The organism is Pantoea sp. S61 (genome assembly GCF_016625145.1).
In the GTDB taxonomy this organism is placed as follows: Bacteria; Pseudomonadota; Gammaproteobacteria; order Enterobacterales; family Enterobacteriaceae; genus Pantoea; species Pantoea rwandensis_B.
This window is the reverse complement of sequence record NZ_JACVUO010000001.1, coordinates 770316-787205: the sequence shown is the minus strand read 5'-3', so window position 1 is coordinate 787205 and position 16890 is coordinate 770316. Positions and strand designations below refer to the sequence as shown.

At 52.4% G+C, this 16890-nt stretch carries 18 protein-coding genes; 1 reads left to right on the top strand and 17 read right to left on the bottom strand.

The window, feature by feature from the left end; translation table 11 throughout:
- Nucleotides 1-156: 156 nt before the first annotated feature.
- From IAE30_RS03915 to IAE30_RS03905, 3 genes are all read right to left on the bottom strand, one after another.
- Nucleotides 157-531 carry a YebG family protein gene (locus IAE30_RS03915; protein WP_200677998.1) on the bottom strand — a complete coding sequence of 125 codons (375 nt, stop codon included), beginning with the start codon at nt 529-531 and terminating at the stop codon, nt 157-159.
- 74 nt (nt 532-605) lie between these two features.
- Entirely contained in the window at nt 606-1400 is a 795-nt protein-coding gene (locus IAE30_RS03910; RefSeq protein WP_034829783.1) for an SIR2 family protein, read from the bottom strand.
- Entirely contained in the window at nt 1397-1957 is a 561-nt protein-coding gene (locus tag IAE30_RS03905) for a non-canonical purine NTP pyrophosphatase (RefSeq protein WP_045815411.1), read from the bottom strand. The genes IAE30_RS03910 and IAE30_RS03905 overlap by 4 nt, the downstream gene beginning before the upstream one ends.
- 409 nt (nt 1958-2366) lie before the next feature.
- On the opposite strand from IAE30_RS03905, the gene IAE30_RS03900 reads away from it, so the two are divergent.
- Nucleotides 2367-3728, top strand: a complete 1362-nt coding sequence (locus IAE30_RS03900) for a bifunctional diguanylate cyclase/phosphodiesterase (protein WP_200678000.1) — start codon at nt 2367-2369, stop codon at nt 3726-3728.
- A 45-nt stretch (nt 3729-3773) separates the two neighbouring features.
- On the opposite strand, the gene IAE30_RS03895 is transcribed toward IAE30_RS03900, so the two are convergent.
- From IAE30_RS03895 to IAE30_RS03830, 14 genes are all read right to left on the bottom strand, one after another.
- A complete protein-coding gene (locus tag IAE30_RS03895; protein ID WP_234472653.1) occupies nt 3774-4202 on the bottom strand; it encodes a hypothetical protein in 429 nt (142 codons plus the stop codon).
- A gap of 346 nt (nt 4203-4548) precedes the next feature.
- Nucleotides 4549-5454 carry an ABC transporter substrate-binding protein gene (locus tag IAE30_RS03890; RefSeq protein WP_200678368.1) on the bottom strand — a complete coding sequence of 302 codons (906 nt, stop codon included), beginning with the start codon at nt 5452-5454 and terminating at the stop codon, nt 4549-4551.
- Nucleotides 5454-6248 carry an amino acid ABC transporter ATP-binding protein gene (locus IAE30_RS03885; protein WP_045815413.1) on the bottom strand — a complete coding sequence of 265 codons (795 nt, stop codon included), beginning with the start codon at nt 6246-6248 and terminating at the stop codon, nt 5454-5456. Before IAE30_RS03885 ends, IAE30_RS03890 begins: the two co-directional genes overlap by 1 nt.
- The gene (locus tag IAE30_RS03880) at nt 6232-7152 is read right to left on the bottom strand and encodes an amino acid ABC transporter permease (protein WP_200678002.1); all 921 of its coding nucleotides are present in this window, start codon (nt 7150-7152) and stop codon (nt 6232-6234) included. Before IAE30_RS03880 ends, IAE30_RS03885 begins: the two co-directional genes overlap by 17 nt.
- Before the next feature lie 9 nt (nt 7153-7161).
- On the bottom strand, nt 7162-7674 hold the full coding sequence (locus tag IAE30_RS03875; protein ID WP_045815415.1) for a GNAT family N-acetyltransferase: 513 nt from the start codon (nt 7672-7674) through the stop codon (nt 7162-7164).
- A gap of 9 nt (nt 7675-7683) precedes the next feature.
- Nucleotides 7684-8616 carry an ABC transporter substrate-binding protein gene (locus IAE30_RS03870; protein WP_200678004.1) on the bottom strand — a complete coding sequence of 311 codons (933 nt, stop codon included), beginning with the start codon at nt 8614-8616 and terminating at the stop codon, nt 7684-7686.
- Between the two features lie 18 nt (nt 8617-8634).
- A complete protein-coding gene (locus IAE30_RS03865) occupies nt 8635-9948 on the bottom strand; it encodes an LLM class flavin-dependent oxidoreductase (RefSeq protein ID WP_200678006.1) in 1314 nt (437 codons plus the stop codon).
- Between the two features lie 81 nt (nt 9949-10029).
- Complete coding sequence (locus IAE30_RS03860) at nt 10030-11166, bottom strand: amidohydrolase (protein WP_045834117.1); 1137 nt, start codon at nt 11164-11166, stop codon at nt 10030-10032.
- 13 nt (nt 11167-11179) lie between these two features.
- Entirely contained in the window at nt 11180-12175 is a 996-nt protein-coding gene (locus IAE30_RS03855; protein ID WP_200537685.1) for an MsnO8 family LLM class oxidoreductase, read from the bottom strand.
- A 316-nt stretch (nt 12176-12491) separates the two neighbouring features.
- The gene (locus IAE30_RS03850) at nt 12492-13235 is read right to left on the bottom strand and encodes a carboxymuconolactone decarboxylase family protein (protein WP_200678008.1); all 744 of its coding nucleotides are present in this window, start codon (nt 13233-13235) and stop codon (nt 12492-12494) included.
- A gap of 10 nt (nt 13236-13245) precedes the next feature.
- The gene (locus tag IAE30_RS03845; protein WP_200537681.1) at nt 13246-13725 is read right to left on the bottom strand and encodes a cupin domain-containing protein; all 480 of its coding nucleotides are present in this window, start codon (nt 13723-13725) and stop codon (nt 13246-13248) included.
- Between the two features lie 181 nt (nt 13726-13906).
- A complete protein-coding gene (locus IAE30_RS03840; RefSeq protein WP_200537680.1) occupies nt 13907-14485 on the bottom strand; it encodes an NTP transferase domain-containing protein in 579 nt (192 codons plus the stop codon).
- A complete protein-coding gene (locus tag IAE30_RS03835) occupies nt 14482-15492 on the bottom strand; it encodes an XdhC family protein (RefSeq protein WP_200678010.1) in 1011 nt (336 codons plus the stop codon). The genes IAE30_RS03840 and IAE30_RS03835 overlap by 4 nt, the downstream gene beginning before the upstream one ends.
- A gap of 54 nt (nt 15493-15546) precedes the next feature.
- On the bottom strand, nt 15547-16884 hold the full coding sequence (locus IAE30_RS03830) for a cytochrome c (RefSeq protein ID WP_200678012.1): 1338 nt from the start codon (nt 16882-16884) through the stop codon (nt 15547-15549).
- Between the last annotated feature and the right edge of the window lie 6 nt (nt 16885-16890).

The following is a 16890-nucleotide window of genomic DNA, read 5'->3' as shown; positions in this document are numbered from 1 at the left end:
AGCTTTCAGCTTGCAACTCTCAGCTCTCAGCTCTCAGCTTGCAACTCTCAGCTCTTAGCTCTCAGCTCTCAGCTCTCAGCTTTCAGCTCTCAGCTTTCAACTCTCAGCTCTCAGCTCTCAGCTCTCAGCTCTCAGCTCTCAGCTCTCAGCAAAGTATCAGGCAGCTTTAACTGCGCGCACTTTCTTTTCGGGTTTACCGATGTCTGCTTCCGCAGAAGCTTCAGATTCCGCAGAGGTTTCCGATTCCGCAGACGCCTCAGTCTCGACTTCGGCTGCCGCTTCTTCCTTTACCGCATCCGGTAATTTGCTGGTACGCAGGATATGCTGCACCGCATCCTTCTGTTCAGCCAGTAACATGCCTAACGCTTCAGCTTGTGCCTCATCCAGTTCAGGCTGATGCTGCTGCAGCCAGTCGGTGAAGGCGTCCGCCATATCGAGCATTTTGTCCCAGGCATCCGCGTCTTTTTTATTGGCAAACGTCATTTTTTCTTCACCCTTTCTGACAACAACATATTTGGTTTCGACTGCCATGATGCACCTCGGTTAACTGTATTTATATACAGTATATTCTAAGCAAACTTTTTTGAGCAAACGATTTATGCTCATTAAGCCAGTAATTCTTCCAGGAACGTCGCCAGCGCTTTGCGCGGATCGTCCTCTTCTGAAACGATCATTTCGATACCCCACTGCCCCAACACTTCTTTCGCCACCGGATTATTGCGGTTGGTAAACAGGTAGGATTTCGGCCGTGCGGTCGCTAATCCCGTGCGGCCCCACATTTTCGTCAGGCGGTAGAATAACAGACGAATGTTAAAGTCACTGATGCTGTAACCGACAAACAACACCGAGTTGCCCATCACGTCATGCGTCAGTTTGATATCCAGCGGCGAATCGAAATAGAGGCGCTCGAAGTAGCTGCTTTCATCCAGCACGATGGAGGTATCATCGTCAAAATCACCATGAAGTTTAATGATATGACGCTTGTCTTCGGTCAATGACACCAAATCTGCCGCATTCGCCACTTTGCTGTACGGCACATTGTGAGCTTCGTGCGCCATCTCCAGCCAGCGATCGTAATTGGTGGTATAGATACGCGAGAAATTGCCCTGCGTGATCATGGTGTGAATTTCAGAACTGCGCACGTCAATATCCGGGCGATGCCATTCACGATCCATCCAGCTGCGTAACGGGCCAAGCGAACCTTTCCGCTGCTTGTAATATTCCGCCAGAGAGAGGTGCGTGCCGTACGTATTGAAGATCTTTGGGTCGTAACCCAGTTCTTTTGCCAGATGCGCAATCAGCTCATGCCATTCCGGCAGACCAAGATTGCGTGAAATACCCGCGCCCGCAAACAGGATCAGTTTGCCTGCATCGTAAGCGCGTTTGAGTTCCGGTTTCATGCCAGTCCCCGTGAAGTTTTTAGAAAGGTGGCGAAACGATCCAGTGCCAGTCTGCGCATGGATATTTCGTTTTTAAAATCACCCATTTCAGCGAAAGTCTGCGAATGCCCTTCCGGTATGAATACGCAGTCCCATTGAAATTCGCGCGGACCGGCTGGAGCAGGCGCAATGGTACCGCGCAATTGCCCCTCAAACTGGTACATTTTACGGCCATCACAATAGCCCAGTACCGTTTTGGCTGTCACGCTGGGGGTCTCCAGACCGCTGACCAGTTTCGTGAAGCGCTCGGCGTTCAAACGGCTCCAGAAAATGCGCGTTAATCCGGCAGGCAACCCATTCAGCCCATCCAGATACAGGCCCGTATGTTCAACAAACAGCGGACGACCGATGATGGAAAAGGCTTTAGTCAGTTTGTCGCGGACCAGCTCAACTTCATTTTCTGTCTGAATTTCTTCAATGCGACGGGCGATGGGAATGACTTCGACGCCGACCGGCTCCAGGATGGTGCGCACTTCGGCAAGCTTTAACTCATTGGCAGATAGAAAGCGTATTTTCATTGCAACCAGTCGTTTTAAAGTGGATTTCACAATCGGGCCAGGCTGAATACGTGTCCAGCGCTTGTTGTTTTGCCTCTGGCTAAGCAGCGACCTTACGACACTTAGGTTTCATTCTAACGTGCTGACCTGTCATAGGGTAGGCACAATCGCGGTAAACAGAAAATGCGCTGCGCGTGTTACACGTTTTTTTTCGCCAGGCGACCAGATGGCAATCAACCGACTTAAGTCACATCATTCCACCAAAATTCACCGCAAAAAAACGCACATTCGACTTAGCATAGGTCAAATCGCAATGCAGCTTAGACAAGTGTAAATAAGCTGAAAACAGATATGACAGCCGTCACGCTTTTCCTTAATATACCTGACTGAAAACATTAAATAATTAAGACTATAAAACTGAGAATAGCTAATGATCTCTTATTTCAGTTCAGTATTTTCAAGGATTTGTAATCTGCCGTTTATATTGAAAGGTGATAGCCTGGAAAAGAAACTGCGCTTAACCTTAATGATCGCCGGGACATCCAGCATTCTTGCCGGGATTTATATGGTGTTGTTTAACGCTATCAGGGGTCACCATGACATTGCCTGGTTATATGGTGCCAGCACGACACTCGGCGTTTACATCACTTGTGCCGCTTTTTGCAGTGGGTTAAAACGCAACCTTTACATCATCGTGCATGCGCTACTACTCAGTATTATTCTGCTACTATTATTGGATAATTATCATACAATTGGTAAGCGATCTGAATATAATTATCTAATGGCTTTAACCATTGGTTCTGCTCTGGTGCTACGACAGCAATCTGGCTATCTCAGTAAAGTCTTTCCTCTCTTTTGTCTGGCATTTTATCTGTTGTTTATCACCACAGGCTTAACCTGGCAAGATGGCGCTTTTCAGCTCAGCATTCCTGAAGAACCTGGCTTCTATATGGTTAATTGCAGTGTGCCGATTATCGCACTGTTGTTAACCGTGTTCACGTCACGCGGTGATTATTCAGAAACCGATCTGATTAAGCGTGAACTTTCAAATGCCATTGAGAAGAATCAGCTGGAACTCTACTATCAGCCACAAGTCGATATAGATAAAAAGCTGATAGGCTTCGAAGCGTTACTTCGCTGGAAACATCCCGTGAAAGGTTTCATCTCACCAGAGGTCTTTATTCCTGTGGCGGAGAAAAGTGGTCTGATTATTGAGATTGGTAGATGGGTGATGGAAAAAACCCTGCAGCAAATGTCTGATTGGGATCGCTCGTATCATCTTAGCCATCTAAAGTTTTCGATAAACATCAGCCCATTACAATTGATGCATCGGGATTTCACTCAGGATACCTTGCTGACGCTCTCACATTATAAGATCAGTCCGGAAAGGTTAAAATTTGAAATTACTGAAACGACGTTTATTTACGATCAAAAAAGAATTAGCGGCGTTATTGAGCACTTTAGTCAGTTAGGCATTCAATGGGCAATTGATGATTTTGGCGTAGGCTATTCCTCTCTCAAATCGATCAGTGATTTCGCAATTGATGATATCAAAATCGACAAATCACTAATCATGCATATTTTTGATAATGAATCTGCAGCGATTGTAGTGCACAAGACGATTGAGTTATCACGCGAGATGGGATTAAACGTGCTGGCTGAAGGCATTGAGAGTGAGGAGTATTTCGACTATCTCCGTGAAAAAGGCTGCAACCTGTTTCAGGGATATCACTTCGCCCGCCCACTGCCTGCGGGAGAGGCTGCGCTTTGGATACGTAAAGCCACAACGTAAGAGACTTGTGCAATGGCGGCGGCTGAGCCGCCATTGTACGCAGGATTAAAATATCGCTTTGGCGATGATTAACGCCAGTCCCAACGTAACGAACTGCATCGAAACCATCCATTTGGTTTGTTTGTTCAGCGCCTGGTACAGATCGCCCCTGATCGCCAATACATCCGCCTTGGTCGCGTAATTTTCCTTTACTGACGCAACATCGCCTTTCACTTCTCGAACCTCCGACCGCACTTCCCCTATTTCTAATTTGACCTCAACGATTTCCGTCCTGACTTCTGCCATATCCTGCTTAGTGGCATAATTCGATTTAATAACAGCAACATCTGTGGCGATAATGGCCACTGTCTCTTCCAGCTTCCTGATTCTTGACTCCATGAAAATTTCTCCCAATCTCGGCTGCTTAATTTTTCTGCACTGTACGGATTGCGCGTGGCAGGCATTAAGATGACTTCTTATATTTTCAACTAACATGTTAACCCCAATCTTTTTAAACGTTGATTGGGTAATGCAGGTTAAGCCAGACCCATTCAAAATCCTTTTTACTCTTTTTCAACCTCACATTCCCTCAGGAAACGTCAATATGACACTTTACCGACAGGCTAAACAATACCGTTCCTTGTAAGAGAAGATAAAAAAACCATCTGAAGCGATTAATTAAATGCAAGGCGAGTTTAATTCACGATCAAAAAATCGAAATTCACCGTTTAAATCATGCGAAACATAAATAAAAGAATGAATGAATTCACAATTACGCTGAAAAGCAAAAAACTCACAACCATCAAGCTGTGAGTTTTCTCTCAATTAACAAAAAAATTATTTACTGATAAACAATGCCAGGTGGATTGACCTGTGACGCTTCCACGCCCTCCTCCTGTTCTCCCCAGCGAGCCAGCACCTGTTGATATTGCCCGCTGGCTATTGCGCCATTTATCGCCTGCTGTAACGCCAAATCCAGACCATTGCCTTTTTTGGTGGTCACCGCGACCCACGCACGGAAAGGTCCGTGTCCGACAATTTTAGTTTGCCCGCGTGACGCCACTTTCCATGCCGCCATCGCTTGCGGACCAAAAGAGGCGTCCGCTCGTCCGGAAAGCAACGCCAGCGTCGCTGAAGCATCATCATTGAGGTAAATCGGCTGAACCGGCGCCAACCCCTGCGCGCGGTTCTTCGCATCCCAACTCAGCAAAATTTTCTCCTGATTGGTACCCGAACCGACAATGATGCGTTTACCCGCCACATCCTCGCGCCCGTTGATCGCCGTAATCGCACTGTCTGCTTTGACGGCAAACGCATGGTTATCGGCACGATAGGTGGCGAAATCGAACTTTTGTTTCCGTTCTTCCGTCACCGCAATGTTGAACATCGCCACATCATAACGCCCTGCGGTGATGCCCAGCGGCCAGTCTTCCCAGGCGGCAGGCACCAGTTTGAGTTTTAAGCCCAAACTGTCGGCCAGTAAGCGGGCAAAATCAGGGTCACTACCAATCAGCGTTTTGTTATCTGATGCCCACAAGCCGATTGGCGGTGAATTGGATGCCGTGGTCGCCACCGTCAAATATCCCGGCGTCACAAAATGAAAACCCGTCGGAATTTTGGCAATGGCTTGCGGGTTAGCCGGAATATGGATTGGCGTTTCGTTGTTTTTGGCATCCAGTGTTTCTGCTGCCAACAGCGGTGAACTGAATAACCATGCGGCAAGCGCGCTGACAATCACTCTTTCCATCATAGGACTCGCGCCAAAAATCGTTTGGTGCGCTCATGGCGCGGCTGATTGAGCACCTGATGCGTGCTACCTTGCTCGACGATGCGGCCATCCACCATAAACACCACCCGATCAGCCACTTCGCGCGCAAAGCCAATCTCGTGCGTCACAATCACCAGGGTGGTACCGGAGCGCGCCAGCTTTTTAATCACGTCCAGCACTTCGCCCACCAGCTCGGGATCGAGCGCTGATGTCGGCTCATCGAACAGCATCACGCGCGGATTCAGCATCAATGCACGCGCAATCGCGATACGTTGCTGCTGCCCACCCGAAAGATGACGCGGCCAGGCATCGGCTTTATGGCGCAATCCCACGATATCCAGCAATTCTCCCGCCCGCTCAATCGCCTCGCGTCGTGATAATTGACGATGGGCAATCGGTGCCTCGATCAGGTTCTCCAGTACCGTCAGATGCGGGAACAAATTGAAGTTCTGAAACACGTAGCCAACGTTGATGCGCTGACGCAAAATCGCCTTCTCTTTCAGCTCATACAGCTTGTCACCGCGACGCTGGTAGCCAATGTAATCACCGTCGATTTGAATGAAACCCTCGTCCACGCGCTCAAGATGATTAATGGTGCGCAGCAGGGTGGATTTCCCTGACCCCGACGGACCAAGAATCACCGTTACCGATCCCGGTTCCAGCTCCAGCGATACATCTTCCAGCGCTTTGTGTTTACCAAACGATTTGCTGACGCCGGTGATGCTGATGGCACCTGTGGTATGCAGATGACGATAATCAATGGCTTCGGACATGGGACAGCTCCTCATTAGCGGTAGCAGAGCGATTGCGCCATTGACGCCAGCGCGACGGTTGCGGTTCACGCGTGACACTACGTGCCAGCCAACGTTCAACGCTGTGCTGCAGCAGTGACAATACGGTGGTGATAATCAGATACCAGGCCGCGCCCACCATTAACAGCGGAATCACCTGCTGAGTGCGGTTGTAGATCATCTGGATGGTGTAAAACAGCTCCGGCATTGCCAGCACGTACACCATCGAAGTGCCCTTGGCGAGGCTGATGATTTCGTTAAACGTGGTAGGAATGATGGCGCGTAGTGCTTGCGGCAGAATGATGCGGAAGGTTCGACGGGACGAAGATAATCCCAGTGCGGACGCGGCTTCAAATTGACCGTGATCGACGCCCAAAAAGCCACCGCGAATAATCTCCGCACTGTAGGCGCTCTGCACTAGCGTCAGTCCAATCACCGCTGCCGGGAATTGCCCCAGCACGTTGATGGTCTGGAAATGCCCCCACGACAGTGCCGTAAAGGGCACGCCGAGCGACAGCGTGTCGTAGAGATAGGAGAAGTTATACAAAATGATCAGCACCACAATCAGCGGCAGCGAGCGGAATAGCCAGATGTAGCCAAACGCCAGCGTGCTCAATAACCATGATGAAGAGAGTCGCGCCAGTGCCAGCAGGCCGCCAAAAATCAGGCTCAGTACGGTGCCGAATAAGGTCAGCAATAACGTTTGCCCGAGCCCCGTAAGGATCACCGGGTCAAAGAACCAGCGAGCAAACACACGCCATTCCCAACGGGGATTAAAGGCCACCGAATCAACCACGCTGGCCAGAATAAACAGCGCGACAACCGCCCCGATGATCCTTCCTGGATAGCGTGCGGGCACCACGGTTAAATGTTGTTCCTGACTCATCTCAACTCCTTAGCTGGCTTGCGCCACGCTGTGCACATCAATCACCTTGAGGAAACGTAAGCGCCCGTCATGAGGTGGCTGGCTGTAGATTTCCATATCTTCCAGCAGCGCAAACTGCGGCTGATAGCCATGGCCGATATACAGCTGTACGGCTTCCGGCTGACGAAATCCGGTGGTCAGGAACACTCGCTGGTAACCGGCGCGTAACGCACGGCGCTCCAGCTCCTGTAAAATCAGCAGCGCCAGTCCCTGACGACGCAGATCGCTGCGCGTCCAGATACGTTTAAACTCGGCAGTCACGGCGTCATAGGGTTTATAGGCACCCATGGCGATGATCTCGCCGTCACGTTCCAGCACGATAAACAGCCCACGCGGCGGCAAGTACCATTCGGTCAGCTCAACTTCATTGGCACTTTTGAAGAAATCGCCGTAACGTGCGGCGTATTCACCAAACAGGCCGGTAATGATGGGCTGTAACTCCTCGGCCTCGGGATGCACCTCGCGGAAAAATTGCTGACTCATGCCGCCTCCTTAATCGCCGAGTCCGGCCGGGTTGATTTCAGAGTGATCGAGACGCTCCACACCTTCACCCCAGCGGTTCAGCACCTTGTCGTAATCGCCGTTCTTGATCACGCCATTGAGTGCCGTGTTAATCGACTGCACCAGACCGTTATCTTTTTTCACCGTCACTGCGATGTGTGCCGCTTTCGGCCAACCCCCATCCACGCTGCCCACCAGTTTGGTTTGATGGGTTAACGCGGCTTTCCATGCGCCAATCACGTTAGGCCCAAAGTAGGCATCGGCGCGGCCGGACTGCAGCGCGAGCGTTTGTGCAGCATCATCTTTGGTGTACACCGGCGTGAAAGGCTTCAGTCCTTTAGCCTGATTCTCCTTATCCCACGCCAGTAAGATGGCTTCCTGGTTGGTGCCGGAACCCACAATGATGCGCAGCCCGGCGATGTCTTCGGCTTTGTTCAATGACTTAATCTGGCTGCTGGACTTAACGTAGAAACCCAGAGAATCTTTGCGGTAGGTGGCGAAATCGAAGCGCTCTTTGCGCTCTTTGGTCACGGTAACGTTAGAGATTGCCGCGTCATATTTGCCAGATGCCACACCGAGCGGCCAGTCTTCCCATGAGGTTGGCACGACATTCAGCTTCAACCCCAGGCTATCGGCCACCAGACGAGCGATATCCACTTCGCTGCCAAGCAAAGTTTTGTTGTCATCGCTGAACACGGTTAACGGCGGAGAATTCTGCGCGGCCACTGCCACGGTAAATGAACCCGGCACGGCAAACTTATGTCCGGCAGGAATTTGCGCCACCGCAGCGGGATTCGCCACGGTGTTCACTGGCGTTTTATTGGCTTCGATGCTGATCTGCTGACCGTTCACTGCCACGTCTTCAGCCAAAGCCGCACTGCTTAAACTCAGCAGCATCAGCGCAATAAGGGATTTCTTCTGCATAGCGTTTTTCTCTTTAATTTATTGTTGTGTGAACTGATTTACGGGATCTTTTAGACCGAAACTGGCACGCAGCGTGGTGCCTGGGTATTCGCTGCGGGTTAAACCGCGCGCTTGCAGGATGGGAATGACGCGATCGACAAAGCGTTCGAAGGTATCCGGCGTGCCGCCCTGGATGATGAAGCCATCGGTGGCTTCGGTTTCAAACCACAGCTGTAAGCCATCCGCCACCTCATCTGGCGTGCCAAAGAACAGCGGACGCGGCGTGGCAGCTTCCAGTGCGGCCTGACGCAGCGTATGGCCGTGCTCTCGCGCCTTACGTTTGATTTCATCAGTGGTACTGCGGAAGCTGTTTTGGCCGATATCGCCAATATTCGGGAAAGGCTCATCCAGCGGGTACTGCGAGAAATCATGGTGATCGAAGAAGCGACCGAGATAGTTCAATGCATCTTTAATGGAAACCAAAGCGGCTGTGGTTTGGTACTGATGCTCAACGTCTTCGGCATCATCGCCAACGATCACGCCAACGCCCTGGAAGATATGCAGATCCTGCGGTTCACGCCCGTTGGCTACCAGCTGCTTTTTCACATCCTTGTAGAAAGCCTGCGCTTCTTCTCGCGTTGGTTGATGGGTAAAAATGGCATCAGCGTGACGCGCTGCCAGCTTTTTACCATCCTCTGACGCCCCCGCCTGAAAGACGATCGGACGTCCCTGTGGCGTGCGTTCGATGTTCAGTGGCCCCTGCACCTGGAAGAAATCACCGTGGTGATTGATAGTATGAAGTTTGGCCGCATCGAAGAACTGACCGCTCTCTTTGTTACGCACAAAAGCATCGCTTTCCCACGAATCCCAGAGCCCTTTCACCACCTGCAAATACTCGTCGGCGATGCGATAGCGCAGCGCGTGCTCCGGGTGCTGCTGGCGAGAAAAGTTTTTCGCCGATCCTTCCAATGGCGAAGTCACCACGTTCCAGCCCGCACGCCCGCCACTGAGGTGATCGAGGCTGGCAAACTGACGCGCGACGGTGAAAGGTTCGCTGTAGGAAGTGGAGACCGTTCCCACTAATCCTAAATGTTCGGTCACGCCAGCAAGCGCGGAAAGCAACGTCAGCGGTTCGAAGCGATTGAGAAAATGGGGAATGGATTTTTCATTGATAAACAAACCATCGGCGACAAACAGAAAATCCAGCTTGCCGGCTTCCGCCTTGCGCGCGATGTGTTTTGCATAGTCAAAATTGATGCTGGCATTGGCCTGCGCCGCTGGATGACGCCAGGCGGACATATTGCCAGATGCGCCATGTAGAATAGTGCCGAGTCGCAGTTGTCTTGCAGTCATAGTGTTCTCTCTTTTCCATGGCATAGCCTGACGGCGACGGTTTCGTCGCCATGCAGAGCGGGGAATATTGGGTTAAGTGGGCTAACTCAGAACGGTGTCACGACATCGTGCATTAAGATGTTGCAAGGCCTGCTGCGCCAGTTGGGTGAAGTAGTGCGCGGCAGGGGCAATCAGTGCTTCGTCTGGATTGAAGCCGCCGTGATGCAGACCAAATTCACTGGCACTGCCAATGCTGACAAACGCGCCGGGGACCTGCTGTAAGTAATAAGCAAAATCTTCGCCACCGAGATGCAGTTCTGCGGTTTGCACGCGATACCCCACCTGCTGTGCAATCTCACTGGCAAACTGCGCCCAGCGGGCATCGTTTTCTAACACCGGCGGGCCCGGATGCCAGCTGAACGTCGCCGTAGCACCGTTCGCCGCCGCAATGTGCTCGACAATGTGTCGTGCGCGCTGTTCCAGCTGCGCCCGCACCTGTTTGTCATGGGTGCGCACCGTGCCGCCAAACTCGGCATCCCCCGGTAAAGCAGTCCCGGACTGACCGGCTTCAATGCGGGTCACGCTCAGCACCAGACTATCCAGGGTATTAAAACTACGGCTGGTCAGTGATTGCAGCGCCTGAATGATCTGACTGGCGACGAGGATGGTGTCCGTGCCCTTATCAGGGTTGGCAACACGCACCACAAACTTGTCAGCATTGGCGTAAAACGCCCCGCCGCGCGTGGCGAAAACCCCCGTCGGTAAACCCGGTTCGTTGTGCATACCGAAGATCGCCTGCACATCCTGCAGCACACCAGCATTGATCAACTTGCGCGCACCGGTAGCATTCTCTTCGGCAGGCTGGAACAGAATACGGATACGTCCCGGCAGTTGATCTTCCAGGGCATGGAGTTGCAATGCCGCGCCCAGCATGACCGCGCTGTGCACGTCATGGCCGCAGGCATGCATGACACCCGCATTACGCGAACGGTATGCGAGGCCGGTGGCTTCATGAATCGGCAGAGCATCAATATCAGCTCGCAACGCGATCAGCGTTTCACCCTGACCCACTTCAACCACCAACCCGGTTTCCAGCGGATAATCGAGCAACCGCAAGCCAGCGTCTTGTAACCAGCGGCGCAAACGCGCCGTGGTTTCTACCTCATACCCAGACAGCTCAGGCCAGCTGTGCAGCTCGCGTCGCCAGTCAATCAGTTGCTGTTCGATTGTGTGAGTCATGGTTATCTCCAGATTACGCCGCAACCAGTCGATGCGTTGCCAGCAGTTCGAGAGATTTCACTCGCGCCTGCTCCTCAGCAATCGGGGTATCAATCACGAACTCTTCAATGCCAAAATTCTGGTGCAAAGCATCCAGTTTGGCGTGCACCTGCGCGGCAGTGCCTTTCAGTAAAGAAGGCGTGCGCGGCTCAATGACATAATCGGTATAACCGCCCTGGCGCACGTAGCGTTCCGCTTGCTCAACGCTGCCGACATTAACGCTCGGGCCATCTTTCACACTGACGTGATAGACGCGCAAATTATCTACCAGCAAATCAGCTTCAGCCGGTGAATCGGCGACCACCACCTGCACGGCCACCAGCGCCTGCTTGCCGTTGCTGTACTGGCGATAGCCATTAAGCACCTGCTCCATCAACAGTGGATCGCCGTTGTGATGTGCAGCAAACACCAGCTGCCAGCCCAATTCTGCTGCCAGCCGGGCACTTTGCTCGCTGGCACCCAGCAGGAATCGGTTGGCCGGACGTGGCGGCTGCGGCGTGGCACGCAGGATCTCTTCATCACCCACTGGCGGAACATCCAGCCAGCTATCCAGCAGTGAAAGTTGTTCAGCAAAGCTGCCCTTCTCATCCTGGTGAATGCCCTGCTGCAAGGCGCGGGTTGAGAGCGGCAATCCGCCTGGCGCTTTACCCACACCGAGATCGATGCGACCTGGCGCGAGCGAGGCAAGCAGGTTGAAATTTTCGGCGACTTTATAAGGACTGTAGTGTTGCAACATGACACCACCCGATCCGACGCGAATATGCTGCGTCTGACCAATGATCCACGCGATCAACAGTTCAGGAGAGGGACTCGCCAGGCGGTCAGTATTGTGATGTTCCGCCAGCCAGAAACGGTGATAGCCCCAGGCTTCAGCCTGCTGCGCCAGCTGTAATGTGCGATGCAGGGCATGCGATGCGCTCTCTCCATCGGCAATCGGCGATTTATCTAACAAGCTCAGTCGATATGACATACGCCAAATCCTTTTTCTCAGTGATTATGGCGAGCAGTGTGTGATGGCGGCGGGTAACGGGTAAAACATAATATTGTCGTATGCATTTTTAATTAATGCATATCAGGGGTGAGCGAAATATTAATGGATGAATAAATGATGTAAAACAGAAGGTTGAGCGTCAATCTGCGATATCGATAACCATGAGTCAGGCGTAATAAACTAATCGGGAAAGGTTTGCAATATTGGATATAAGCCTGAGGAAATACATTCTCCGTTATTATATTAAACAGCAAAACGCACCGGAATAAATACCGGTGCGTTTATAAGGGATTTATTATTTTATCTGTGCCAACGCCGCGTCAATTCGCTGAGCGATCGCTTCTTCTCCCTGCGCGGTAAACACAGTCTGAAGTTCCGCCAGTTGTGATTTGTCGAAGCCCACATTGATGCTGATACGCAGATGCGATTGTAGTTGCGACTCAACCCCGCTCATTGCCGCTAATGCGCCCACGGTGGCTAATTCACGACTTTTCCAGTCCAGATTGTCACGCGCGAAAATGTCGCCAAACAGATGCGCTTTGAGGAACTGATCGATGGCGGGAGCGAAGTCAAACAGTGGCCCTTTCACCGGGTTGCCTACCAGCGCCGTCTGATTGCGCGTGCCGGCGGCGAGCATGTTTTCTGGCGTTGGAACCGGCCCAGCCTCATTGCCTGGCTGGTCATTTTTGCCCTGTAGGCGGCGGGCATCAATCACTTTCATCAACTCTCCCAGCGCGTTGAGGCTGCGAGGGAAGCCCGCATAAGCATAAAGTTGCACCAGCACCTCACGACACTGGCTGACGGTCAGACCCGCATCTAATCCCTGATTCAGCGCATCATTGAGTTTGGCTATGTTTCCCGTCGCAGCGTAGGCCGCGATCACCGCAATACTCTTCTGTTGCTGACTCAGCGGATGCGTCTGTTTTTGCAGGAGCGCGGCATACCTTTTCTGCTCTGGCTCGGAGGGTTCTTCGGCCAGGCTCACTGAAGAGGCGAGCGCAGCGCACATCATTAACGAGGCATTGATGCTTTTCATCATCCTTCACTCCTTACAGAGAGATCTTCAATCCGTATTGTTCATCGCTAACTTTCTCCAGCCACTCAACGACCTTGCCGTTTTCAGCTTCAGCAATAGCAATGTGTGACATGCTGTTTTCCGGCGCAGCGCCATGCCAGTGTTTTACGCCTGCCGGGATCCACACAATATCGCCAGGACGAATATCACGGGCTTCACCGCCCCACTCCTGCACGCGGCCCAGACCGGCTGTCACAATCAGCGTTTGCCCAAGCGGATGGGTATGCCACGCCGTGCGCGCGGAGGGTTCGAAGGTCACCGTCGCGCCGCCAATACGTGCAGGCTCACTGCCCTGAAACGGCGCATCAATACGCACGGTGCCGGTAAAATATTCGGCATTGCCTTTAACTGAGGGTTTTTCACCACTTTGCCAAACAGTGATCATGGATGTGTTCTCCTTTGCAGAAACGGCTGAGACAGATAACGCCAGGATGAGTGCAGCAGCAATTCTCATTATGCGGGCTCCCTGCTTCAGTTTGGGTGATGACCACCGGGGTAGTGGCGGCCACATTCATTGCTGTTAAAAAGTGTAAGACCACGGGGATTGATTGATAAGGTGGCCAAATCAGGATGGGTTTATGAACAAAATTCACCAATAATCAGAGGATAATGGCCTCCACTTTTACGCCTCCTTTTTAATCCTCAGATAATCGCTGTGCGAGCAGACTGAGCATCGCGGGCGTATCAACATCCTTAAGACAGCCCAGATCGGTTAATTTAACTGGCGTCACGGGATGGCGGCTGAGCAATGCGCGAGCGCCATTGTCACCCTCTAACTGAATCAACTCTGCGTAAAAGGGTTTTTGAAACCCCACTGGATGACCGGGCATCCCCTGCACTTCGCTACGCACCAAAGGGGACGTCTGCAATGCGCGCGCCACCGCCAGATAGCTGGATGTGGTCAGTAACGGCATATCGCCCAGTACAATCAACCAACCATCATAATCAGATGTGGCTGCAACGCCTGCGGCAATTGAGTGCCCTAATCCGTTACTTGCCACTGTTATCAGCTTTGCCCGACTGGCCAGCAAATGAATGTCCCGATCTTCAGGCCGGGACACCACATACACATCCATTTCGGTTGCGATTGCCTGCTCAAGCGTATGCTGCAGCACAGGCTTATCTTGTAACAACGCGCGCAATTTATGCCCGCCGTTCAACTTTCTGAAACGTTGGCTTAAACCCGCTGCCATGATCAGTATGGCGAACTTCATGGATGCACAGCGCTCACGTCATGTGCAGAGGCAACCTCGGCACTGCGCACACCGTTTTTATAGCGAACGATATCCGCCATGATTGACAGCGCGATTTCAGCAGGGGTTTTGCTGCCAATATCGATCCCCACAGGGGCATGGATTCTGCTGATCTGCCGGGGCTCCAATTCACCAATCCGCACCAGACGTTCTTTACGGCGCTGACTATTATTCATCGATCCCATCGCACCAATGTAAAAAGCCGGCAGATTGACCGCCTCCATCATCGTGAGATCGTCAATACGGGGATCGTGGGTCAGTGAAAGGATCGCCGTAGCGGGATGGCAACCCTCTCGTTCCAGATAGGCGGCCGGGAATTGCCTGATCAATGTGATGCCATTATCGAGATCGCCCGCCATGTTAAGCAGCACTTCCTCACGGTGTTCACACACCAGCGTTTCGAAACCCAGTGCCAGCGCGAAATTCGCGCAAAACAACGCAACGTTCGAGAGGCCTGCAATAATCACTCTGGGCGGAGCCGAGAGGGTGAGCACCACTTCGGCCCCCTTGATCTGAGCAAAGGTGTGACTGGCATAATCGCCGGGTTTAACCGCATGGCAGGCGTTGGGTATGACCAGTCTCTTCTCAAGCGAATGGGCACTGACCATCGCCTGATGCATGCGCTGCAGATAGTCGATGGCCACACTGTCGGGCAGCAACTTTTCCACCAGGATATCCAGCACACCACCGCAAGGCAGCGCGCGATCGGGTGCAAAGCCGCCCTCACCGTAACGCACTATCTGGCTCGCCGCGGAGAATACCGCCTCGCTAATGCGCGCGATAAAGCTCTCTTCCACACATCCACCCGACAGTGAACCGCAGTAACAACCATCTTCTCTGATCACCATCATCGCGCCAGGCGGCCGCGGCGATGAGCCATAAGTGCTGAGCACCGTACACAGCCACACGGGAGATTCCTCTGCCCACGTCAGCGCAGTACGGATAACCTGCACATCAAGATTGTGCATGGGATTCTCCCGTTTGGCATTTCATCGTCTTATCAAAAGTCGCAAGTTTCATGGCTAACGCATCTGCAAAATAATCACGTTACTGCTGGCCGGATCGGTTTTACCCCGCAGCTCACTGACCGCTTTTGCATCCACTTTATCCCCCTGATTTCCCCATGAAGTACGGATAAAATTCAGCACCTCAGCAGCCTGCTGATCGGTCAACTGTTTCCGATAAGGCGGCATGCGGTAAGCATCTGGCACGCCATCGGCGACAATACGCGCGGAACCATTCAACACCACATTGATGGCCGAAGCGGAATCCACTTGCATCGAGGTTGCACCCGCCAGCGGTGGGATCCACGGTGCCTGACCGCGTCCATCGGCACCATGACAGCTGCTGCATCGCGCCGTATAAATCTGACGACCAGAGAGGTTGTCTGCGAGGGTGCTTTCCGTTGTTTGATACTGCCAATGGCTGCCTGCATTATGACTGCCTGCAGGCAGCGCTTTTAGGTAGTGCGCAATCGCACGCAGATCGTCATCATTCATAAACTGCGTCGAGTTATTGAAGGCGTCAGCCATTGATCCAAACACCACCGCATGCTGGTTACGCCCCTGCTTCAGGAACGTCACCACATCCTGTTCACTCCAGCGGCTGATGCCGGTATTCGCATCATTACGCAGACTCGGCGCGTACCAGCCATCTAATAATGCCCCCGCCAGGTAATCTGGGCTGCTGGCATCCAGCGCCTTTTCATTAAATGCCAGACCGCGCGGCGTATGGCAGCTACCACAGTGCCCCGGACCTTCAACCAGATACGCACCACGATTCCACAGAGCATCATGTCCTTCCTGTGACTGATAAGGTCCGCCGCGTGAAAAGGCCGCGCTCCAAAATGCCAGCGGCCAGCGCATATTCAACGGCCAGGGAATCTCAGAGGCAATGTTCTGGCGAGATACCGGTTTAACACCCTGCTTCATAAACGCATAAAGCGCGGCGATATCGTCATCGGAGAGTTTCTGATATGAAGGAAACGGCATGGCGGGATAGAGCCGATGACCATCCTGCGCGACACCATGGCGGACAGCACGATCAAAATCAGCCAGGGTGTAGCGGCCAATACCGGTATCGTTATCTGGCGTGATATTCGTGGTAAAAATTTTGCCCACCGGCGTGGCCATCGCCAGTCCGCCGCTGAATGGCGGCGCATCAGGTGTGCTATGGCAAGCGACACAATCGCTAAGACGGGCAACATATTCGCCTTTGCGCACCATGTCCGCTGACGCCATAGTCTGCTTCATGGGTTGATGATCAAAATGTGAAGCAGGCGTACGCATGAGCCAAAGCGATACCAGCACAGCCACGCAAACGACGACCGCTGATATCAGCCCAAACTTTTTTAGTTTCATGGTTAT